The sequence below is a fragment of the Seonamhaeicola sp. ABD4_340 genome (genome assembly GCF_056312135.1).
In genome coordinates, this window is record NZ_CM149981.1 from 3,020,052 (window position 1) to 3,040,393 (window position 20,342).

Annotated in this window: 10 protein-coding genes; 5 read left to right on the forward strand and 5 right to left on the reverse strand. The window is 33.0% G+C overall.

Annotated elements, in window-relative coordinates; genetic code table 11:
- Positions 1 to 191: 191 nt before the first annotated feature.
- The 5 genes from ACYX4H_RS13035 to ACYX4H_RS13055 all read right to left on the reverse strand — a co-directional run bounded on the left by ACYX4H_RS13035 (position 192) and on the right by ACYX4H_RS13055 (position 12,898).
- The gene (locus ACYX4H_RS13035) at positions 192 to 2,111 is read right to left on the reverse strand and encodes an OmpA family protein (protein ID WP_476236724.1); all 1,920 of its coding nucleotides are present in this window, start codon (positions 2,109 to 2,111) and stop codon (positions 192 to 194) included.
- A gap of 68 nt (positions 2,112 to 2,179) precedes the next feature.
- Positions 2,180 to 4,096: an OmpA family protein gene (locus ACYX4H_RS13040; RefSeq protein WP_476236725.1), complete on the reverse strand. Its 1,917-nt coding sequence runs from the start codon at positions 4,094 to 4,096 to the stop codon at positions 2,180 to 2,182.
- A gap of 12 nt (positions 4,097 to 4,108) precedes the next feature.
- Complete coding sequence (locus ACYX4H_RS13045; RefSeq protein ID WP_476236726.1) at positions 4,109 to 5,038, reverse strand: PorP/SprF family type IX secretion system membrane protein; 930 nt, start codon at positions 5,036 to 5,038, stop codon at positions 4,109 to 4,111.
- Positions 5,039 to 5,052: 14 nt separating this feature from the next.
- The gene (locus tag ACYX4H_RS13050; RefSeq protein ID WP_476236727.1) at positions 5,053 to 12,306 is read right to left on the reverse strand and encodes an HYR-like domain-containing protein; all 7,254 of its coding nucleotides are present in this window, start codon (positions 12,304 to 12,306) and stop codon (positions 5,053 to 5,055) included.
- 40 nt (positions 12,307 to 12,346) lie between these two features.
- Positions 12,347 to 12,898 (reverse strand): hypothetical protein, encoded by a 552-nt coding sequence (locus ACYX4H_RS13055; RefSeq protein WP_476236728.1) that lies wholly within the window; start codon positions 12,896 to 12,898, stop codon positions 12,347 to 12,349.
- A 478-nt stretch (positions 12,899 to 13,376) separates the two neighbouring features.
- On the opposite strand from ACYX4H_RS13055, the gene ACYX4H_RS13060 reads away from it, so the two are divergent.
- The 5 genes from ACYX4H_RS13060 (at position 13,377) to ACYX4H_RS13080 (ending at position 20,231) form a co-directional block, all read left to right on the forward strand.
- Entirely contained in the window at positions 13,377 to 13,865 is a 489-nt protein-coding gene (locus tag ACYX4H_RS13060) for a SixA phosphatase family protein (RefSeq protein WP_476236729.1), read from the forward strand.
- Positions 13,866 to 14,001: 136 nt separating this feature from the next.
- On the forward strand, positions 14,002 to 14,445 hold the full coding sequence (locus ACYX4H_RS13065; RefSeq protein WP_475296281.1) for a hypothetical protein: 444 nt from the start codon (positions 14,002 to 14,004) through the stop codon (positions 14,443 to 14,445).
- A gap of 232 nt (positions 14,446 to 14,677) precedes the next feature.
- Positions 14,678 to 15,994 carry a hypothetical protein gene (locus ACYX4H_RS13070; RefSeq protein WP_476236730.1) on the forward strand — a complete coding sequence of 439 codons (1,317 nt, stop codon included), beginning with the start codon at positions 14,678 to 14,680 and terminating at the stop codon, positions 15,992 to 15,994.
- 63 nt (positions 15,995 to 16,057) lie between these two features.
- Positions 16,058 to 17,488 carry a T9SS type B sorting domain-containing protein gene (locus ACYX4H_RS13075; RefSeq protein WP_476236731.1) on the forward strand — a complete coding sequence of 477 codons (1,431 nt, stop codon included), beginning with the start codon at positions 16,058 to 16,060 and terminating at the stop codon, positions 17,486 to 17,488.
- A gap of 28 nt (positions 17,489 to 17,516) precedes the next feature.
- Positions 17,517 to 20,231 carry a PorP/SprF family type IX secretion system membrane protein gene (locus ACYX4H_RS13080; RefSeq protein WP_476236733.1) on the forward strand — a complete coding sequence of 905 codons (2,715 nt, stop codon included), beginning with the start codon at positions 17,517 to 17,519 and terminating at the stop codon, positions 20,229 to 20,231.
- The last annotated feature ends 111 nt before the right edge of the window (positions 20,232 to 20,342 follow it).

A 20,342-nucleotide genomic window follows, 5' to 3' on the forward strand; every position in this document is an offset into this window, starting at 1 on the left:
GTTACGTTTTATTCATTTTAAGTGTTATATTAATAACTACAGGTTATTAAATTTAGCTTTAGGTATATAAATCCTCTCTTTAAAGGGAGGATTTATTGTTTTATATAGATGAATTAAAATAATAATAAAAAGCCTTTGTATTAATTTACAAAGGCTTTTAGTGAGAAATATATAGAACTTCTAATTGGTTTTTAGTTTGATGTAATAATAATAAACTGTGTACGTCTATTTTGTTGATGTTCAGCTTCAGTACATTTAGTATTATTGTTACAATTATTTACTAATTGTTCTTCGCCATAACCTGTGTAGCCTTTAATTCTACTTTCAGGAACACCTTTATTAATTAAGTATTTAAACGTAGCATTAGCTCTTTTTTGAGATAACATTTTATTGTAATTACTAGGGCCTCTAGAATCTGTATGCGATGCAATACTAATTTCTATATTTGGGTATTTAACTAGTAATATCTCAGCTATTTTATCTAACGCTTCACCACTATCTTTTCTAATGTTAGAAGTATCAAAATCAAAATAAATAGTACTTAAATTATCTAAACTAGGCGCTTCTTCAACAGCTTTGGGTTGTAAAGAAACGTTGTTAGTTATTTTAGTTGTACTTTTTTCTATGTTTTTTGTAGAGACTTGTATTGATTTGTCAATAAAGTTTTCTTTTAAAACTTCAACAATATAGTTTGTGTCTCTTTCTAAATTTATTTCATAATTACCATTTTCATCAGTGGTTAATTCTGCAATTTTAGTACCATTTAGATCTTTAAGAATAACTTTAGCATTTTCTATTGGGGCATTAGTTGAAGCATCGGTAATACTACCTTCTAGTGTTAATTGTGGTATTCTATCAAAAGCATAAATATCATCACTACCAACACCGCCATGTCTGTTTGAAGCGAAAAATCCAGTTAATCCATCATCATCCATAAAAAAAGAGAAATCGTCTTTACTAGAATTTACTGGCACTCCTAAATTAACAATATTAAAATTATTATTACTGTTTTTTACAGCAGCAAAAATATCTAACATGCCTAATCCTGGGTGCCCATCGGAAGCAAAAAACAATGTGCCTTCAGTGTTAATAAACGGGAAACGTTCATTTTTATAGGTGTTAATAGTGTTTCCAACATTAACAGGTTTGCCGTAATTACCATCATTAAGTATTTCTACATAATAAATATCTGATCCACCGTTACCTCCTGGCATATCTGAAGCAAAATACAGTTTTGTTTCATCGTGGTTTAAAGCGGGGTGTGCGTTAGAGTAGGCATTGTTATTAAAGTTTAATTCTTCAATATTGGTCCATGTGTCATCAACAAGCGTGGCTTTATATATTTTTAAATTACTTGTGCCTTTAGAGTCTTTATCTAATTTATTTTTTCTGAAAGATGTTCTAGAAAAATACATGGTTTTACCATCTTTAGTAATAGTAACAGGGCCATCATGGTACACCGAATTTACTTTCCCTTTTAGCCTAGATTTATTGTTTACAATACTGTCAGTTATATTATTTGTAGTGTATATGTCTAAAAAAGGCTGGTTGTCCCAACCGTAAACATGTTTTGTTGAGGCGCCTTCTGTTCTTGATGACGTAAAGTATATTGTACCATTGTGTTTGTACGCTCCAAAATCACTGTATTTAGAGTTAAATTTTACATCTTTTAAAAAGTATTGCTGCTTAGCATCAAATATATTGTTTAAGAAAGTACCATCATTATTTAGTAAGCGAGAGTTCATTACACCACCAGCTTGCTTAAATTTTTGTAAATATGTTCTAGATTCATTGTACTTACCAACTGCACGTAATGCTTGTGCATATTTGTATAAATACTCTTTAGGAGCGTTATTTTGCTGTAAAACTTTTTCGTAATAGACAACAGCACTATCTGCATTACGCATGTAAGCATAACTATCGGCTAGTTGCCTAGTAGCATATTCTGCATTGAAATTTTTATCAATAAGATTGTGGTATACCTTTGTTGCATTGGCAAAAGAAAAGGTATTAAATAGTTTGTCTGCCTTTTTTTGCGCGCCATATTGAGCAAAAGCATTTACGGCAATTAGTATAGCAAAAGCATTTAATATGTATGTTTTTAATTTCATAGGGGCGGTAATTTAAATTAAAAAACTACTAGTAAGCTAGTAAATGAATACAAGTACTAGCTTTTTGTTTATTCCATTTTTACAACAATAAATTGTGTTCTACGGTTTAATTGATGATCTTCTTCTTCACAATTTTCACCATCTTCACAACCGTTGGTTAATCTACGTTCACCAAAACCTTCATGAGCTGTAATTCTATCAGGGTGTATACCTTTTAAAATTAGGTATTCATATGTTGAGTTTGCTCTATCAATAGATAATTTATCATTGTAAGTTAAAGATCCTCTAGAATCTGTGTGTGATTCAATTCTAATTACCATTTCAGGATAATCATTTTGCATGAGGTTTACAATTTTATCTAGCTCTAATGCAGCGTCTTCTCTTATGTTATGTTTGTTAAAATCAAAATAAATGGTATTTAATTCGGCTAGTTTAATAACGTCTTGTACTGGATTTAACAGCATGTTAGCATCAATGGTAACAAGTTCTGTTTGAATATTTTTTGATGTAAAGTTTCTATAATCATCAATATATTTATCTTGACTGGCAACTATTTTATAATCTTGATTTCTATCTATGTTAATTTGATAAAAGCCATTTTCATCGGTTTCCATATAGGCTATTTCATTACCTTTATCATCAAATAAAGTAATTTTTGCACCTACAATGGGGTTCATATTAATAGCATCATTTACAACACCTTCAACATGCAAGGTAGGCTCTCTATGATAGGCATAAATATCATCACTACCGCGACCGCCTTTTCTATTTGAAGCAAAATACCCTGTAATGCCGTTTGGGTTCATTGTAAACGAAAAATCATCTTTGTTAGAGTTTATAGGAATACCTAGATTTACTACATCAATAAAATCATCATTTTCACCTTTAATAGTTGCAAAAATATCAAGTAAACCAAGTCCTGTATGCCCATCGGAGGAGAAGAATAATACATCTTCTTTATTTATAAACGGAAAACCTTCAGCACTTTCAGTATTTATAACACTACCTAAATTTTGGGGTTCACCTAAAGAACCATCAGGTTTTATGTCAACCACGTAAATATCAGATCCGCCGAAGCCTCCAGGTCTATCGGATGCAAAATATAGTTTAGAATCATCTTTATTTAATGCGGCATGTTGTGTAGAGAAATCATCACTATTTATTGAAAGATCTTCAATATCTGTCCATGTACTATCGCGGTATGTTGCACGGTATATTTTCATATTAGTCATACCTTTACTATCTTTTTTCTCAATATCATTTTGAAAATTATTACTTGAGAAATACATGTGTTTACCATTTTTTGTGATAGTTACTGGGCCATCATGGAAAATAGAATTAACATCACCTTTAAGTTTTCCTGAATGATCTACGTTTCTTCTAGATTTAACATCAGTTACGTACACATCAAGAAAAGGCTGCTCATTCCACCCATATACACGCTTTATAGAAACACCTTCATCTCTAGATGAGGCAAAGTAAACTTTACCATTATGTTCAAAAGCGCCAAAATCACTGTATTTAGAATTAAATCTAACTCTGTCTAAAAAATATTGTTTTTTAGCACCAAAAACACTTGAAATAAAATTGATGTCTTTTGAAAAATCATTAGCGTTTACAACCCCACCAGAATCTTTATAACGTTTAAGCCAAATATTAGATTCTTTGTACTTTTTTATACCACGTAATGCTTGGGCGTAACTATAGTAATATTCTACCGGAACATTTTCTTGCTTTACAACACTTTTATAGTATCTGGCAGCATTTTTTGGGTCTCTTAAATACGTATAGCAATCGGCTAAACGTCTTGTTGCATAATCTTTATTATAATTTTTTTGAATAAGTTCTCTGTAAACTTTAGCAGCTTTTACAAATGAAAACTTATTAAAAAGTGTATCGGCTCTTTTTTGCTTGCCTTGTTGTGCATATGCAGATAGACTAAGCGTTAGCGTTATACAAACTAATATGTAATGTTTTAATTTCATAAAATGCCTTAATTAGAAATAACGTGGTGATTTTAGTTTAGAACTTAAGAATTTGAATTCATAAATTAATAGAATTTCATGTGTTCCTGAAGTGTAATCTGCTATGTCTGAAATGGGTTTTTCATAAGCATACCCAACACGCAATTGTCTTGAAATTTGAAAATCTGCAATACCACCAATAGCAGCAGTTTGCTCATTAATTCTGTAAGAACCACCTAACCATAATTTTTCGTTAAAAAGAAAGTTTGCAGTTAAATCAAAAGATAAAGGCGCACCGTTTGTAGCTTTTACTAAACCTGCGGGCTTAAATTTTATGCTGTTACTTAAATCTATAACACCACCAAGTGTGAAATAATAACTTATACGCTCTAAAGCTTCAAAATCATCATTTTTATTACTAAAATCGTTATTAAGAATTCTTGGAGCCGATAAACCAGCGTAAATTCTATCTGTACTCCAATAAATACCTGCACCAAGGTTTGGTGTCCATCTATCTTCAGTACCATAAATTAATGGGTCGTTTTGGTTATCTGGGTCTAATCTAAAATCGGTATCAAAGCTAAATTGTGTAAAACCAGCTTTTAAACCAAAGGCTAGTTTACCTTTATAACCTGTAGGAATTGCATACGAAAAATCGCCATATAAATAGCTAAAATTTTGCGGACCTAAATCATCTTCAATAAACGATAAACCTAAACCAATTCTATCATTACGTAAAGGTGTATGAACAGAAAGGGTTTGTGTGATTGGGCCACCTTTAAAACCAACCCATTGGCTACGGTGTAAACCTACAATGCTTAAAGCTTCTCTACTTCCTGCATATGCAGGGTTTATAGATATAGTATTGTACATGTACTGAGTAAATTGCGGTAATTGTTGCGCAAACCCTGATGTACTAACAAACAATACTAATGTTATTATTAAATATTTAATACGTGTCATAATAGGTTAAGGTTTTATTTGGTTCCAATATAAAGAGGTCCTGTAAATGGAGGTAAACCACTGTCTTTAATTTTTATGATGTAATAATATGTTCCGTTAGGTACTTTACCTGCAGCACCAACAGCAGATTTTGTGCTAGAGCCATCCCAATCATTTTGGTAATCATCAGATTCAAAAACTAAGGCACCCCATCTGTTATAAATTTGAACTTGATAGGTAAATCCGCATAAATCAATACCTGCAATTTCAAATGTTTCGTTGTGGGCATCACCATTAGGTGTAAGAGCTGTTGAAATTTCAACGTCTTTTTCGCCACAAGGTAATACCACACAATCTGCGTGTACATTCATGGTTATTTCTGTAATATTAATACAGCCATCATGCGTTGTTGTATACCTAAATAGGTAGTTTATACCACCGCTATCTGGTAAAAATTCTAGACTTAATTCTAAAGTAGAAGGATCAAAAATATTTTGAGTTAATGTAGCATTTGTATCACCTTCAATCATCTCCCAAGTACCATTTGTGTTAATATCACCAGGTAATAACGAATTCATATCAATAATGCCTTCTTCAAAACACCAATCTGGAGCAACAATATCTAAAATAACTTCATCTAAAATTACATTTAAAGTTTGGGTGTAAACGGCTTCATTGTTGCACTCATCTCTAACAGTCCAAGTTCTCACTATTTGATAGTCTTCAAAAACACCTTCTTCATAAGTACTAGTTTCATTGAAAACTACAATAATGCTAGATTTTGATGAACAATTATCTTCAAATTCTAACTCAGGAATTTCAGGAATATCAGTACAGCTAACTTCTAAAGTTTCCTCAAATGTCGTGGTTGGTAACGGTGCTTTTGTGTCTTGAACAGTAATTAATTGCGTGTGTGTTGCTGTTAAACCACACTCATCAGTAGCCGTCCAAGTACGTGCAATAATATAATTGTTAGGGCAGTTGCCATTTGTAATAGCATCTGCATGTGTTACTGTAGCATCACCACAATTATCAGTTGCAGTAAGTGTTTCTGCATCAGGAATTGCATCACATTCCACTGTAATGTTGCTAGGCAAATCTGAAGTAAATGTTGGCGCAGTTGTATCTTGAACAGTAATTATTTGTGTGTGTGTAGTTGTTAAACCACAAGCATCAGTTGCCGTCCAAGTTCTTGCTAACGTGTAATTTGAAGCACAATCGCCATCAGTTCTAACATCTTCAACAGTTACAGTAGCACTACCACAACTATCTGTAGCAGTAAGTGTTTCTGCTTCAGGAATATTGTTACATTCTACAACTATATTAGCTGCAGGTAAGGTTTCAACAAATGTTGGCGCAGTGGTATCTTGAACTGTTATGGTTTGTACATGAGTATTTGTAATTCCGCAATCATCTCTAGCGGTATATGTTCTGGTTATTGTGTAGTTTGAAGGACAATCACCATTAGTAATAATTTCTTCAAAAGTTACAGTAGCATCTCCACAATTATCGGTTGCAGTTAATGTGACAGCTTCTGGTATATCATCACATTCTACAGTTATGTTTTCTGGTAATTCAGACTGATCAAATTCTGGAGCAGTTGTATCAGAAACGGTTATAATTTGGTCTGCAGCAAAAGTATTTCCACAAGCATCAGTAGTAGACCAAGTTCTAGTAATTGTATATGTACCTTCGCAATCACCCTCAGTAATAACATCTGTAAATGTTACAGAAGGATTATCATCACAATTATCTGTTGCTGTAGCTGTTCCGTATGAAGCGGGTGATAAATCGTCACTACATTCAGCAGAAACATTAGGAGGTAAAATTAATTCAGGTGCTGTAGTGTCAACAACTGTTATTGTTTGTGTAAAACTTTCACTAGTATTTCCACAAGAATCAGTGAAGTTCCAAGTTCTAATTTGAACATAACCATTAGGGCAATTAGGTTCTTGATTAACCACATCACTAACTAAATTTAAAACAGTTGCACTACAATCATCTGTAGCTGCAGGAACTAAAGAAAGTGCAGCAGTTAAAGCGCTCGCATCAGAACATTCAACTGTTCTGTCTAAATCACCATTAGTTGTTTCAACAATTGGCGCTTCAGTATCTTTAATTAAGTATGTAGCAGTTGTTGTAGCAGTAAGACCGCACTCATCGGTAGCGGTAAAAGTAACTGTAACAGCACCGTTATCGCATTGAACAGAATCATCAGCACCGTAGTTGTTAGACCAGGTAACGTTACCACAATTATCAGTAGCTGTGGCACCAGCGTTGTTATTTAACCAATCTTGTAGGGTAGTGGTAGTATCACCAACACCACATTCAATTTCTATATTTTGAGTGTTTGTATTGTCTATTACTGGAGCAGTGGTGTCTTGAACAGTAATAGTTTGATCTTGACTAACGGTGTTGTTACATTCGTCTGTAGCCGTCCAAGTTCTAGTAATTACATAAGTTCCCGGACATGCACCAGGTGTTGTTACATCAGAAGATGAGATAGTTATATTAGCTACTGCAGAACAATTATCATTAGCGGTAGCAGTACCTAAAGCAGTGGTTGATAAATCATCACTACATTCAGCAGTTACATTGGCAGGTAAGGTAATTATAGGTGCTGTATTATCTTCAACAGTAATAATTTGATCTAAACTAGATGCATTATTACATTCGTCTGTAGCTGTCCAAGTTCTCGTAATAACATAGCTATTAGCACAAGTACCCGGTGTTGTTACATCAGAAAATGTAATAGTAATATTAGCTTCCGCAGAACAATTATCTGTAGCAGCAGCAGATCCTAAAGCTGTGGTTGATAAATCATCACTACACTCAACAGTTGTATTACTTGGTAAAGTAATTACAGGAGCTGTAGTATCTTGTACTGTAATAATTTGATCAAGACTAGTAGCGTTGTTACAAGCATCGGTAGCTGTCCAAGTTCTTGTAATAACATAACTGTTAGCACAAGTACCCGGTGTAGTAACATCGGTGAAAGTGATATTAACAGCAGAACAATTATCAGTAGCAGTAGCGTTACCTTGAGTAGCAGGAGTTAAATCGTCATCACATTCAGCAGTGGTGTTACTAGGAATTGTAAGCGTAGGCGCTTCAGTATCTTTAATTAAGTATGTAGCAGTTGTCGTAGCAGTAAGACCGCACTCATCAGTAGCGGTAAAAGTAACCGTAACTGCACCGTTATCACATTGAACAGAATCATCAGCACCGTAGTTGTTAGACCAGGTAACGTTACCACAATTATCAGTAGCTGTGGCGCCAGCGTTGTTATCTAACCAATCTTGTAGGGTAGTGGTAGTATCACCAACACCACATTCAATTTCTATATTTTGAGTGTTTGTGTTGTCTATTATAGGAGCTGTGGTATCTTGAACAGTAATAGTTTGATCTTGACTAACGGTGTTGTTACATTCGTCTGTAGCCGTCCAAGTTCTAGTAATTACATAAGTTCCCGGACAAGCACCAGGTGTTGTTACATCAGAAGATGAGATAGTTATATTAGCTTCTGCAGAACAATTATCATTAGCGGTAGCAGTACCTAAAGCAGTAGTTGATAAATCATCACTACATTCAGCAGTTACATTGGCAGGTAAGGTAATTATAGGTGCTGTATTATCTTCAACAGTAATAATTTGATCTAAACTAGATGCATTATTACATTCGTCTGTAGCTGTCCAAGTTCTCGTAATAACATAGCTATTAGCACAAGTACCCGGTGTTGTTACATCAGAAAATGTAATAGTAATATTAGCTTCCGCAGAACAATTATCTGTAGCAGCAGCAGATCCTAAAGCTGTGGTTGATAAATCATCACTACACTCAACAGTTGTATTACTTGGTAAAGTAATTACAGGAGCTGTAGTATCTTGTACTGTAATAATTTGATCAAGACTAGTAGCGTTGTTACAAGCATCGGTAGCTGTCCAAGTTCTTGTAATAACATAACTGTTAGCACAAGTACCCGGTGTAGTAACATCGGTGAAAGTGATATTAACAGCAGAACAATTATCAGTAGCAGTAGCGTTACCTTGAGTAGCAGGAGTTAAATCGTCATCACATTCAGCAGTGGTGTTACTAGGAATTGTAAGCGTAGGCGCTTCAGTATCTTTAATTAAGTATGTAGCAGTTGTCGTAGCAGTAAGACCGCACTCATCAGTAGCGGTAAAAGTAACCGTAACTGCACCGTTATCACATTGAACAGAATCATCAGCACCGTAGTTGTTAGACCAGGTAACGTTACCACAATTATCAGTAGCTGTGGCGCCAGCGTTGTTATCTAACCAATCTTGTAGGGTAGTGGTAGTATCACCAACACCACATTCAATTTCTATATTTTGAGTGTTTGTGTTGTCTATAATTGGAGCTGTTTGATCACTACCAGAATGTGTAATAGTTTCGCCAGTTATAGTATTACCACAATCATCAACTACGTTGTATGTATAGGTTAAAGACCAGCTACAATTATCTCCAGTTAATTCAGTATTGGTAAGGTTTACAGTGACACTTCCACAGTTATCAGAATAACTAGAAGCTATTGTGTTAGCATCAAAACTATAAGTAGATTGCGCATCAGCATAACATGCATTGGCATTTGTATTTCCTGTTGGTGCAGTTCCTGTAGGAGCTGTTTGATCACTACCAGAATGTGTAATAGTTTCGCCAGTTATGGTATTACCACAATCATCAACTACGTTGTAAGTGTAGGTTAAAGACCAACTACAATTATCTCCAGTTAATTCAGTATTGGTAAGGTTTACCGTAACACTTCCGCAGTTATCAGAATAACTAGAAGCTACTGTGTTAGCATCAAAACTGTAAGTAGATTGCGCATCAGCATAACAAGCATTGGCATTTGTATTTCCTGTTGGTGCAGTTCCTGTAGGAGCTGTTTGATCACTACCAGAATGTGTAATTGTTTCGCCAGTTAGTGTGTTACCACAATCATCAACTACGTTGTAAGTGTAGGTTAAAGACCAGCTACAATTATCTCCAGTTAATTCAGTATTGGTAAGGTTTACCGTAACACTTCCGCAGTTATCAGAATAACTAGAAGCTATTGTGTTAGCATCAAAACTATAAGTAGATTGTGCATCAGCATAACAAGCGTTTACATTTGTATTTCCTGTTGGTGCAGTTCCTGTAGGAGCTGTTTGATCACTACCAGAATGTGTAATTGTTTCGCCAGTTAGGGTGTTACCGCAATCATCAACTACGTTGTAAGTATAGGTTAAAGACCAACTACAATTATCTCCAGTTAATTCAGTATTGGTAAGGTTTACCGTAACACTTCCGCAGTTATCAGAATAACTAGAGGCTACTGTGTTAGCATCAAAACTGTAAGTAGATTGTGCATCAGCATAACAAGCGTTTACATTTGTATTTCCTGTTGGTGCAGTTCCTGTAGGAGCTGTTGTATCAGTAACTGTGATTACTTGAGTAAAATCAGAAATTGTTACACCACAAGCATCAGTAAATGTCCAGGTATTAGTGTAAGTTCCAGCATTAGCACAATTAGCATCAGCAACAAAACTACCTGATGTTTTAACAGGGGTTAAATTACATTTATCGGCCACCGGCGCTAAGCTTTGAGCATCATTTAAATCTGTTGTATTACCACATTCAACAGTTCTATTTAAAGCATTTGGTAATGTTTGCCATGAAATTAAGGGCTGGTTAATAGTAATTGTTAAAGGGTCTTTATTTCCAACACCACATTCGTCTAAAGTTGCAGAACTATTGGTTGTTTGAGGCGCTGGGTTTTGATCTCCTGTGTAATTAGCCTCTAACTGTAAATCGAAATCTAGATCACAATCATCTTCTAAGAAATAACATTCATTATTAATTTGAATATCAAAATTTACAACTACTTCATCATCACCAGCTTCAACAACACTATCATCTATAACAAACTCTAATAATCTGGTAGTTGCATTATAATTATAAGTAACTCCAGATGGTAAGGCTGGTGAAATAGGTTCTACTAAAGAAACTTGCGGTGGTAATGTTGTAGACACTTCTAAACCTAAAGCGTCATCGTTACCAGTATTTTCAATACCAAAACTAACACCTAGAGTGTCACCTGGGTTTGATGTTGTAGTAGGCGCATCTAAAACAAGTTCAATTGGGCTTAAGTTAGGAGCCCAAACATCAACAGATAAACCTAGTAAATATAAACCATAAGCCTCTTGAGTAGATGTTAGTCTAACTGTAGCCGAAGTTTGGTTATTACCAATTATAGAATTCCCGGGGTTTGATAATTCAAAAACAGCAGCATCAAAACCTAACGTATTTTCACTAGCAGGTCTTCTGTCAGAAAAATTATTATTATCAATAGTAATTCTACTATTAAAGAAATTTAATGATGATCTTATTGGGAATAAGGGAGCTGTAGATAAATCAACAAATACATTTGATGTATTTTGTATTTGTAATCTATCACCACCAATACCTCTATCGCCTTCCAAGGCACCTATAAGTATATTTGCGTTAACATCACCTGTTGGAATTGTTTGAAAACCACTGAAATTAATATCATAATCTTTAGCGCCATTTTGGTTTAAAACATGGGCGTAACCATCAAAAATTGTTACATTTTTAGCAGGAAGTGTTGGCGATTCATAAACAAAAACTATTTGCCAACCACCTGAAACACCTGTAGCTAAACCGTTTTGATGATCGTTTAACGACCCTATTTTACCTTCAACGTTAGCTATTTGATAAGTACCAAAAGGGTTTGCTAATGTATTAACATCACTAGTTATATCTTTAACACATATGTACGGGGCATAACTAAAACGAACTTCTTTACCTCTGTAAATAACTTCATCGGCTGTATATGTTGTATACGCTGCTTGAGAAGGAAGCATTAACTTAACATCATTAAAATTCCAATTAGGTTGATTATCTCCTCCAGGAGTTGGTTCTTGATCTGAAGCTGCCCAATATAAAAGTACTTTTTTAAGTGTTAAACAGCTTGCACCAGGAGCAGGGTTTAAAAAGTCTGCGCTACTAGAATTGAAAGTAGTTGGATCTGAATCTATATCTACATAAACAAGGTTGGAAAGACTATTGTTATCGGCTGTTCCATTGTAATCACCAGTGGCTGTTGTAGAAATTGTATTGTTTGCAATAATTGTAAAATCACCATTTACAGGCTCATTAAAACGCGGAGTAAAAGGTGTTTGTAATTGTGCATTAGCAAAGGCGCATAGTAAAAAAACAACTAGCGGTAAAAGTTTTTTACAATTAATAAAAGGTGTAGAGATTTTCATAAGCCTTAAGTTGATAGTTTGTTTTATTAAACTTGAAAGTTTAATTGCCTAAGCTGTTTTGGTTAGCAATTACATTTTTAATTATTACAGATTTTGAAATTAAATCTGAACTCTGAGCTGAAATTTTGAAAAATTTAGTTTCACCTACTTCAGTATTATCTATGCGTTTCATTTTAACATAAAACTTTAGTTCTTCGCTTGGGTTTAGTGTAATGGTATTTAAATTTTTAGTTTTTGTACCATCTACAAAAGAAACCTCAATGCTATTGGCTATTTGTTTAGTATTTATTTTAGTGGTTTTACTAAAGGTAGTAGCATCTTTTTTTCCGTGTTGGTTTTCAACCACGTTTTCATAAGCTTCTTTGTAGTTAGTTACATCACTCTTTAAACTATAACTAGTTTGTTTGTTGCTAGTATTTTTTAAAGAAAGTATGTGGTAGTGTTCTAAACTAAAATCTGGTTGATCACTGTAACTAACAATTTCTAATTCAAATGCATTGGCTGAATCAAAATTATTAATTTGTGCGTTCAAACTTAAAGTTATAATACACATAAAAATAACATTAAATGCTATACTGCTTGTATGTTTCATGATTCGCTTATGTTGTGTTTTTTATTCTTATTGATATTTCATTTAGTTAAATAATGCTAAAAAATAGTCACACTATTTCAATCTAATATATTTCATTAAATTAAACAGTAATAAAGTTTTTGAGGGGAAAAACAATGAGGGAGTAGTACCGTTAAACAATACCTTATTTATATGTGAAATCAGATTTGGGGTCATAATTCTTTAATTAAATAGGTTCCACAAAAAAAACAAGCAATTGCAAAGGATTCAAAAATTTGTGCTAAATCACTTATAAATTCGTTTAAGCGCAGCATATGTACTTTTAATCGGGTTTTAATGTTTTTTTAACGGTTACAGTTAATAATTAATAAAAATTTAAATTATTAAGCTTTAATAATGGGTAAATATTGTACTTTATATTAGATTTACAAAGTATAATAATTGATTTTAATCGATAAAAACAACTTTTTGTCGATTTAAAAAGTATTTAATCGACATTATGAAAACACTTATTTTAGTTAGGCATGCAAAATCTTCTTGGGAATTTGATGTAACAGATCACGAAAGACCATTAAAAAAAAGAGGGGTAAATGATGCCAAACTTGTATCTAATACATTAAAAAATGAAAATTTTAAATTTGATAAAATATTAAGCAGTGATGCCACTAGAACAAAAGAAACTTCTAAAATATTTTTAAAGCATTTAAAAATAGATGCCTCAAATATTCAATATCTCTATAAGTTATATGATTTTTCAGGTACAGATTTAACAAACGTTATTAAAAGTACAAACAATAGCGTAGATAATCTTTTAGTGTTTGGGCATAACCATGCTATAACCGCTTTTGTTAATTTGTATGGTAATACATATATAGATAATGTACCAACAAGTGGTGTGGTTATAATAACATTTAATGTTAATGATTGGAACTTAATTAAAAATGGAGAAACAGTTAAAACTATTTTTCCAAAACATTTAAAAGATTAAAACACATACCTTTATACTATAATATTTGTAAGAAAAATAAATAAAACAGGTTTATTTTGTAAAAAAACCGATTAAATGATTGTTTTTTACGATAAAATGTATAAATTTACCGCCAGAACCACAAATCTTAACATAAATGAAAACAAAATTAATCCTACTTGGTTTTGGTTTATTCTTTGTAACTACCGTTAGTTTTGCTCAAAAAGGCAAGTCTAAAAGTATTATTAGTGATCAAGTTGCTATAAAAAAATACCATAGTAAAGAAGAGTTAGACCGAAAAGCTAAAGGCGAGTTATTGGTACTGTACATTGAAAGAATAGAAAGTTTAGTGCAACTTATGCCTTACATAGCTTTTGCAACTAAACCTGGTGTAACTCTCTCAACTTTGGGTATACCTGAAAATAATGACAATAAAAAAGTTCTTGAAACCAAATTTGAAGCAACTGATGAGTTTTTAGAAAGTAATAGAGAATTTCAAAAAACAATTCTCCCATATTCTGATACAAATAATTTAGTTTCTGCAATATTATTTTTTGAAGACACACTTAAATCACTACATGAATATAGCGAATTTCATTAGCTAGAAACATGAAGTTATAAATTATAAAGCAGCCTAAATTGGTTGCTTTTTTGTTACAGTTTACATTAAAGTCTTAGTTAGATAGATTTTTCCTATAAAACATCGATGAAATACACTAAATTTTAACAAAATCCAGCATTTTATCGATTTATTTGGTATTTCGTGGATTTTATTCTATATTTGACTTGTTTATTAGAAACCCCATTTCTACTAACAACCTAAATGCTTGATTATGAAAATATTTAAATTAGTAACCTACCTATTTTTTCTTGTAGCTACAACAGGTTTAGCACAACAAGAAAAAGGAATTGTTGGTAAAAACAATTGGTTAGAAAACTGGACAGAGTTTAAACCAAGTCAAATTACCTACAGAGAGCCTACTCAAATTATTACTGGAAACATTACTGAAGACACAAAGCTTAACAAGCGCGATACATATTTGCTTGTTGGTAGTGTATTTGTAACCAATAATGCCACACTTACAATTGAACCCGGAACAGTAATTTTAGCAGATTATACATCAAAAGCTTCTTTAACAATTTCTAAAGGCGCTAAAATTATGGCTGAAGGCACTGAAACAGATCCTATTGTTTTTTCATCTAACAGAAGTATGAAATACCCAGGAGATTGGGGTGGCCTTGTTTTATTAGGTAATGCACCTTCTAATAAATTTGGCAATGGTTCAGTTGCAAACTTATATTATAATCTAAATCCTGCAAATTATGCGCATGTAAACTTTGGAGGAGATGATAATTGTAGTAGTTCAGGAACATTAAAGTATGTTAGAATTGAATATGCAGGAAAACGCATAAGAGGTGCAGGATACCTAAATGGCCTATTATTAGCAGGTGTTGGCAATGAAACAGCAATAAACAATGTAATGGTAAGTTACTGTGCTGGTGATGCATTTGAAATATGGGGTGGTGAGGTTAATATAAACAAAGCTATTTCATACAAAACAAGTAGTACAGATTTTAAACTAAATTTCGGTGCGCAATGCAAATTGAATAATTCTTTAGCTATTCGTTCACCATATATATCTAGTAGTGAAGGGTCTCGTTGTTTAAAGATACTTTCGTATGATAAAAAAGAAGAAGTAGATTTTTCAAAAAAAGGCACATCATTAGTTGCTACAAATTTAACTTTACTTAATGATAGTGAAACATTAAAAGACGATATTAGCAAAGGTTTAGTAAATGAAGCTGTTTTTATTGGTAAAGATGCGTCTCTAGACATGAAAACAACTGTAATTTCAGGTTTTAATCCTGCTGTTATTTTAGATGATGATATTGTAATTGGTCAAGCAAGTTTAGAGCAAATACAATTTTCTAACATGTATTTTAATAATTGTAATGGTAATATTTTTGAAGAAAATAATACTAATAATGACGATTTAGAAAATTGGTACGGTAACGCTGCTTTTTTTAATGTGTATTCTAAAAGTTCAAATGTTGAAACGTTTATAGATATACAAAATGAAAGAAGGCCAGATTACAGATTGAGAATTAATAAAATTATAGCAACAAACATTGATGATATAAACGATTAGTAATTTTTCCTTTAAATCATTTAGGCAATAATTTCTCTCTTAAAACTAAAAACACAGTGTCTAATGAAACATATTTATGTTATAGTAATTTGCTATTTATTTACTGTATTTACTGTAAATGCACAACTTGTTATAGGTAAGCCAAACTTAGGTTTTACACAAGCTTGTGCTAGTGAATCATTTAATAGTTATAAAGTTACATTTTCATTTTCACCAGAAATTGCATTAACGGCATCAAATAGTTTTATTGTAGAGTTATCTGATGAAACTGGAGATTTTACAGATGCAACCCCAATTTACACATCATCACCAGGCAGTGTAACAAGTTCTCCAGCAACATTAACATTTGCAATTCCTGAAACAACTAGAGGTGAGGCTTTTAAAGTAAGAATAAAAAGCACATCGCCTGCTGCAACTAGTACGCCTTCAAATGCTTTTGCGGCTTATTATAAAATTCAAGATGCTCCTTTCACAATAAATAATTTAGTTGAAGATGCTATTTTTTGTAGCGGTGAAAGCTATTTATTAACTATTGATAATCCTGGGAGTGACATGAATGATTCTCCGCTTCAATATCCATCATTAACCTATAATTGGTATAAAGAAATTACAGAAACAACATCTGTTTTTGTGGCATCGGGTAATAGTTTAGAGGTTTTTGAAGAAGGTACGTATTTTGTTGAAACAGATTATGGTACATGTACTTCAAACTCGTTTTCAAACAGAGTAACGGTAAGCGAAGTTGATGCAGATGAAATAGATATTTCTATTGAATCATCGTTGGGTAATCCATATTGTCATCAAAATGGGCCAACAGTATTGTCAACTATTAATGGTAATTCTTACCAATGGTTTAAAGACGGTGTTGAAATTACTGGAGCAACCAATCAAACATTAGAAACCAATGAAGCGGGTGTGTTTTCAGTTATTGTAAGTTTAGGTGAGTGTTCTGCAACAGATTCAATAGATTTAGAAAATAGTGGCTTTACAAGTAGCATAGATTTTGAAGGCGCTTATGAGTTAGAAGAAAATGAAACATTTACAGTTACTTTAACAACATCTGCAACTAATCCTGTTTTTCAATGGTATAGAGATGATGTTTTAATTAACGGTGAATCAAATAGTTCTTTAGATATTTCAACATCTGGAAATTACACAGCAACTATTACGCAAAATGTGGGTTGTGAATCTACTAAAGCCTATACGTTTGAAATTACCGAACAATTTCCTGATGTAGCCAATATTCCAAACTTAATAAGTCCTAATGGTGATGATATTAATGATACTTGGATAATTCCAAAAGAATTTATTACAGGTACAAATACACAAATAACCATTTTTAATGCGCAAGGAAAAATAGAATTATCAACCAATCAATATCAAAATAACTGGCCAGAAAATTTAGAGTTTAAAGATGTAAACCCTGTTTACTACTATATAATCACTACATCTAATAACCAAACCTACAAAGGCTCTATAACAGTAGTAAAGTAATATGTTAAAAACGTTTCAATATATATTTTTGTTTTTTTGCTTTGTGCAATTAACCCATGCTCAAGAAACTGAAAATGGTGTTGTGGCGTTAGATTTACCTGTTAGAAACTCACTAAAATTTAATAGATATGTTGTAAACCCAACATTTAGCTTTGTGCGTGAACAAAATAAATATATTAGTTTTAGTAATAAAAGGCAGTGGACCCAATTTGAGAATCCGCCGCAAACATATTTATTTAGTTTCACAGGCAGAATAAAAGAAAATATAGGTGCAAGTATTGGGTTATTTCAGCAAGATTACGGCGTGCAAACTGTTTTTGGCGGAATTTTAAACTTTGCATACAATGCAGCCATAAATAGAGATAACAATTTAACGTTTGGTTTAAACATTGGTGCTTACCAAAGTGGTATTAATGAAGGTAAAGTTGTAACTAACACACCAGAACCGGTTTTAAATAATATTCCAAATAATTTATTATTAACTATAAATCCGGGTATAAATTATGGTACAGAGTTTTTTGATTTCGGATTATCTATAAATAATTTAGTATCGTACAATTTAAATTCATCTAAAATAATTGAAGACAATCCGCAACAAAGTCTGCAAGCACACGTAATGTACACTGGTTATATGGATACACGTGGCTTTTTTGACGAAAGTAAGTTTTCTACATTAATAACATCAGAATTCAAAAAAGAAGAAACTGTAATTTCAGGGTTGGCCATGTTAACTGTTCCTAAAGGTATTTGGGCTCAAGTTGGTTATAATACATTGTATGGCGCCTCAGCAGGTTTGGGGGTAAATATTACCGAACAAATTGCTTTAGAATATAATTTTGAAAAATCTATTGGCGATTTATCTGAATTTGGTACATCGCATGAATTTTCAGTAGCATACAGATTTAAAAATAATAATAGATACGTTTACAGTGGTGACGATGAAGAATCTGCACTATTAGCACCAAAACGAAAAAAACAAACGGTAGCAAAACGTAAACCTTCTAAAAAGAAAAAGGAAAATAAGCCAAGTACTACCGTAAAAAATAATGAAGCAAAAGACGTTGCCGAAAACACAAATAATGAAGAGGCAGAAGCTAAAGCACAAGAAGAAGCTGCACGTTTAGAAGCCCTAGAAGCGGAAAAAGCTAAAGCAGAAGAAGCGGCCAGATTAAAGGCAGAACAAGAAAAACAGAAAGCTGAAGAGGAAGCTAGAGCAGAAGCATTACGCAAACAACAAGAGGCAGAAGCTAAAGCACAAGAAGAAGCTGCACGTTTAGAAGCCTTAGAAGCTGATAAAGCTAAAGCAGAGGAAGCTGCTAGATTAAAAGCAGAACAAGAAAAACAAAAAGCTGAAGAGGAAGCTAAAGCAGAAGCATTACGCAAACAACAAGAGGCAGAGGCTAAAGCACAAGAGGAAGCTGCACGTTTAGAAGCCTTAGAAGCGGAAAAAGCTAAAGCAGAAGAAGCGGCCAGATTAAAGGCAGAACAAGAAAAACAAAAAGCTGAAGAGGAGGAAGCTAAAGCAGAAGCATTACGCAAACAACAAGAGGCAGAGGCTAAAGCACAAGAGGAAGCTGCACGTTTAGAAGCCTTAGAAGCGGAAAAAGCTAAAGCAGAAGAAGCGGCCAGATTAAAGGCAGAACAGGAAAAACAAAAAGCTGAAGAGGAGGCTAAAGTAGAAGCATTACGCAAACAACAAGAGGCAGAGGCAAAAGCAAAAGAGGAAGCTGCACGATTAGAAGCCTTAGAAGCTGAAAAAGCTAAAGCAGAGGAAGCAGCCAGATTAAAGGCAGAACAAGAAAAACAGAAAGCTGAAGAAGAAGCAAGATTAAAAGCAGAGCAAGAAAAAACCGAAGATTTAAGTAATTTAGATGCAGAAACCGTTGCTGAAATTGAAAAATTAAATACTGTTTCAGATAATGCTGCACAATCTCAAGGTGCTTTAATAGATAAGCTAACAGAAAAGGTTGCTGTTAAGCAAGAAGATTTAAATGCACTTAAAAAAGAAAATGACTTAAGTGAACGCGGTATTGTTGTTGCACCTAGACCTTTTAAAAGTATAGCTGCTGAAAATGCTGAAATTGAATCTATTAAAGATGAGTTAGATCAAATTATTGAAGAGCAACGCTTTAAAATAGAAGAATTAGAAGCTGTTTACATTAGCAGAAAACGTAAAGTAAAAGATGATAATGATCCGCTAAATGCTGCGTATTTAAAAGCTATAGAGCAATTGAAAGCAGAGCAATTAAAAACAATAAACGCTAAAGCAAATTTAGAAACTACATTAAAAGATATTAAACTAGCTACCGATGTTGAACGTAGACGCAGAATAAAACGCGCCGTTTATGACAATCAAAAAGATAGATTTGTAAAAGATAGTAATGCACTTTCTAATATTAAAAAATTCACAAATCCATCAATCGAACCCATAACGGTTTCAGATTTTGACTTCGGTGAAAAAGCAAGTAACAACATTCAAATTGTTAAAAATGTACCGTATGCGGAATCTGGATATTATATGGTTTTAGCAGTGCACAGTAGTGAAGAAAAACGCGATGAGTTTTTAAGAAAAGCTGTTGCAGCTGGTCAAAAAGATATTAACTTCTTCTTTGATGTAAATACTAATAAATATTTTATTTATTATGATAGGTTTGATTCAATAGAGCAGGCTCAATATACACTTCAAAACGAGTCTAAAGAACCTTATGATGCTAATAGGTCTATAGTTAAAATTGAAAACTAATAAAAAAACATAATTTAAAGCACTACTTTCTTGTAGTGCTTTTCTGTTTTACATGTTAAGAAAACAGGTTTAAAGGTGTTAAAATTTCGATGAAATGCAAAAAAATACGCT

What these genes read in the sequence shown, in the direction of transcription:
- ACYX4H_RS13035 (WP_476236724.1), bottom strand. Translation starts at nt 2,111, where the DNA reads ATGAAATTAAAAACATACATATTAAATGCTTTTGCTATACTAATTGCC.
- ACYX4H_RS13040 (WP_476236725.1), bottom strand. Translation starts at nt 4,096, where the DNA reads ATGAAATTAAAACATTACATATTAGTTTGTATAACGCTAACGCTTAGT.
- ACYX4H_RS13045 (WP_476236726.1), bottom strand. Translation starts at nt 5,038, where the DNA reads ATGACACGTATTAAATATTTAATAATAACATTAGTATTGTTTGTTAGT.
- ACYX4H_RS13050 (WP_476236727.1), bottom strand. Translation starts at nt 12,306, where the DNA reads ATGAAAATCTCTACACCTTTTATTAATTGTAAAAAACTTTTACCGCTA.
- ACYX4H_RS13055 (WP_476236728.1), bottom strand. Translation starts at nt 12,898, where the DNA reads ATGAAACATACAAGCAGTATAGCATTTAATGTTATTTTTATGTGTATT.
- ACYX4H_RS13060 (WP_476236729.1), top strand. Translation starts at nt 13,377, where the DNA reads ATGAAAACACTTATTTTAGTTAGGCATGCAAAATCTTCTTGGGAATTT.
- ACYX4H_RS13065 (WP_475296281.1), top strand. Translation starts at nt 14,002, where the DNA reads ATGAAAACAAAATTAATCCTACTTGGTTTTGGTTTATTCTTTGTAACT.
- ACYX4H_RS13070 (WP_476236730.1), top strand. Translation starts at nt 14,678, where the DNA reads ATGAAAATATTTAAATTAGTAACCTACCTATTTTTTCTTGTAGCTACA.
- ACYX4H_RS13075 (WP_476236731.1), top strand. Translation starts at nt 16,058, where the DNA reads ATGAAACATATTTATGTTATAGTAATTTGCTATTTATTTACTGTATTT.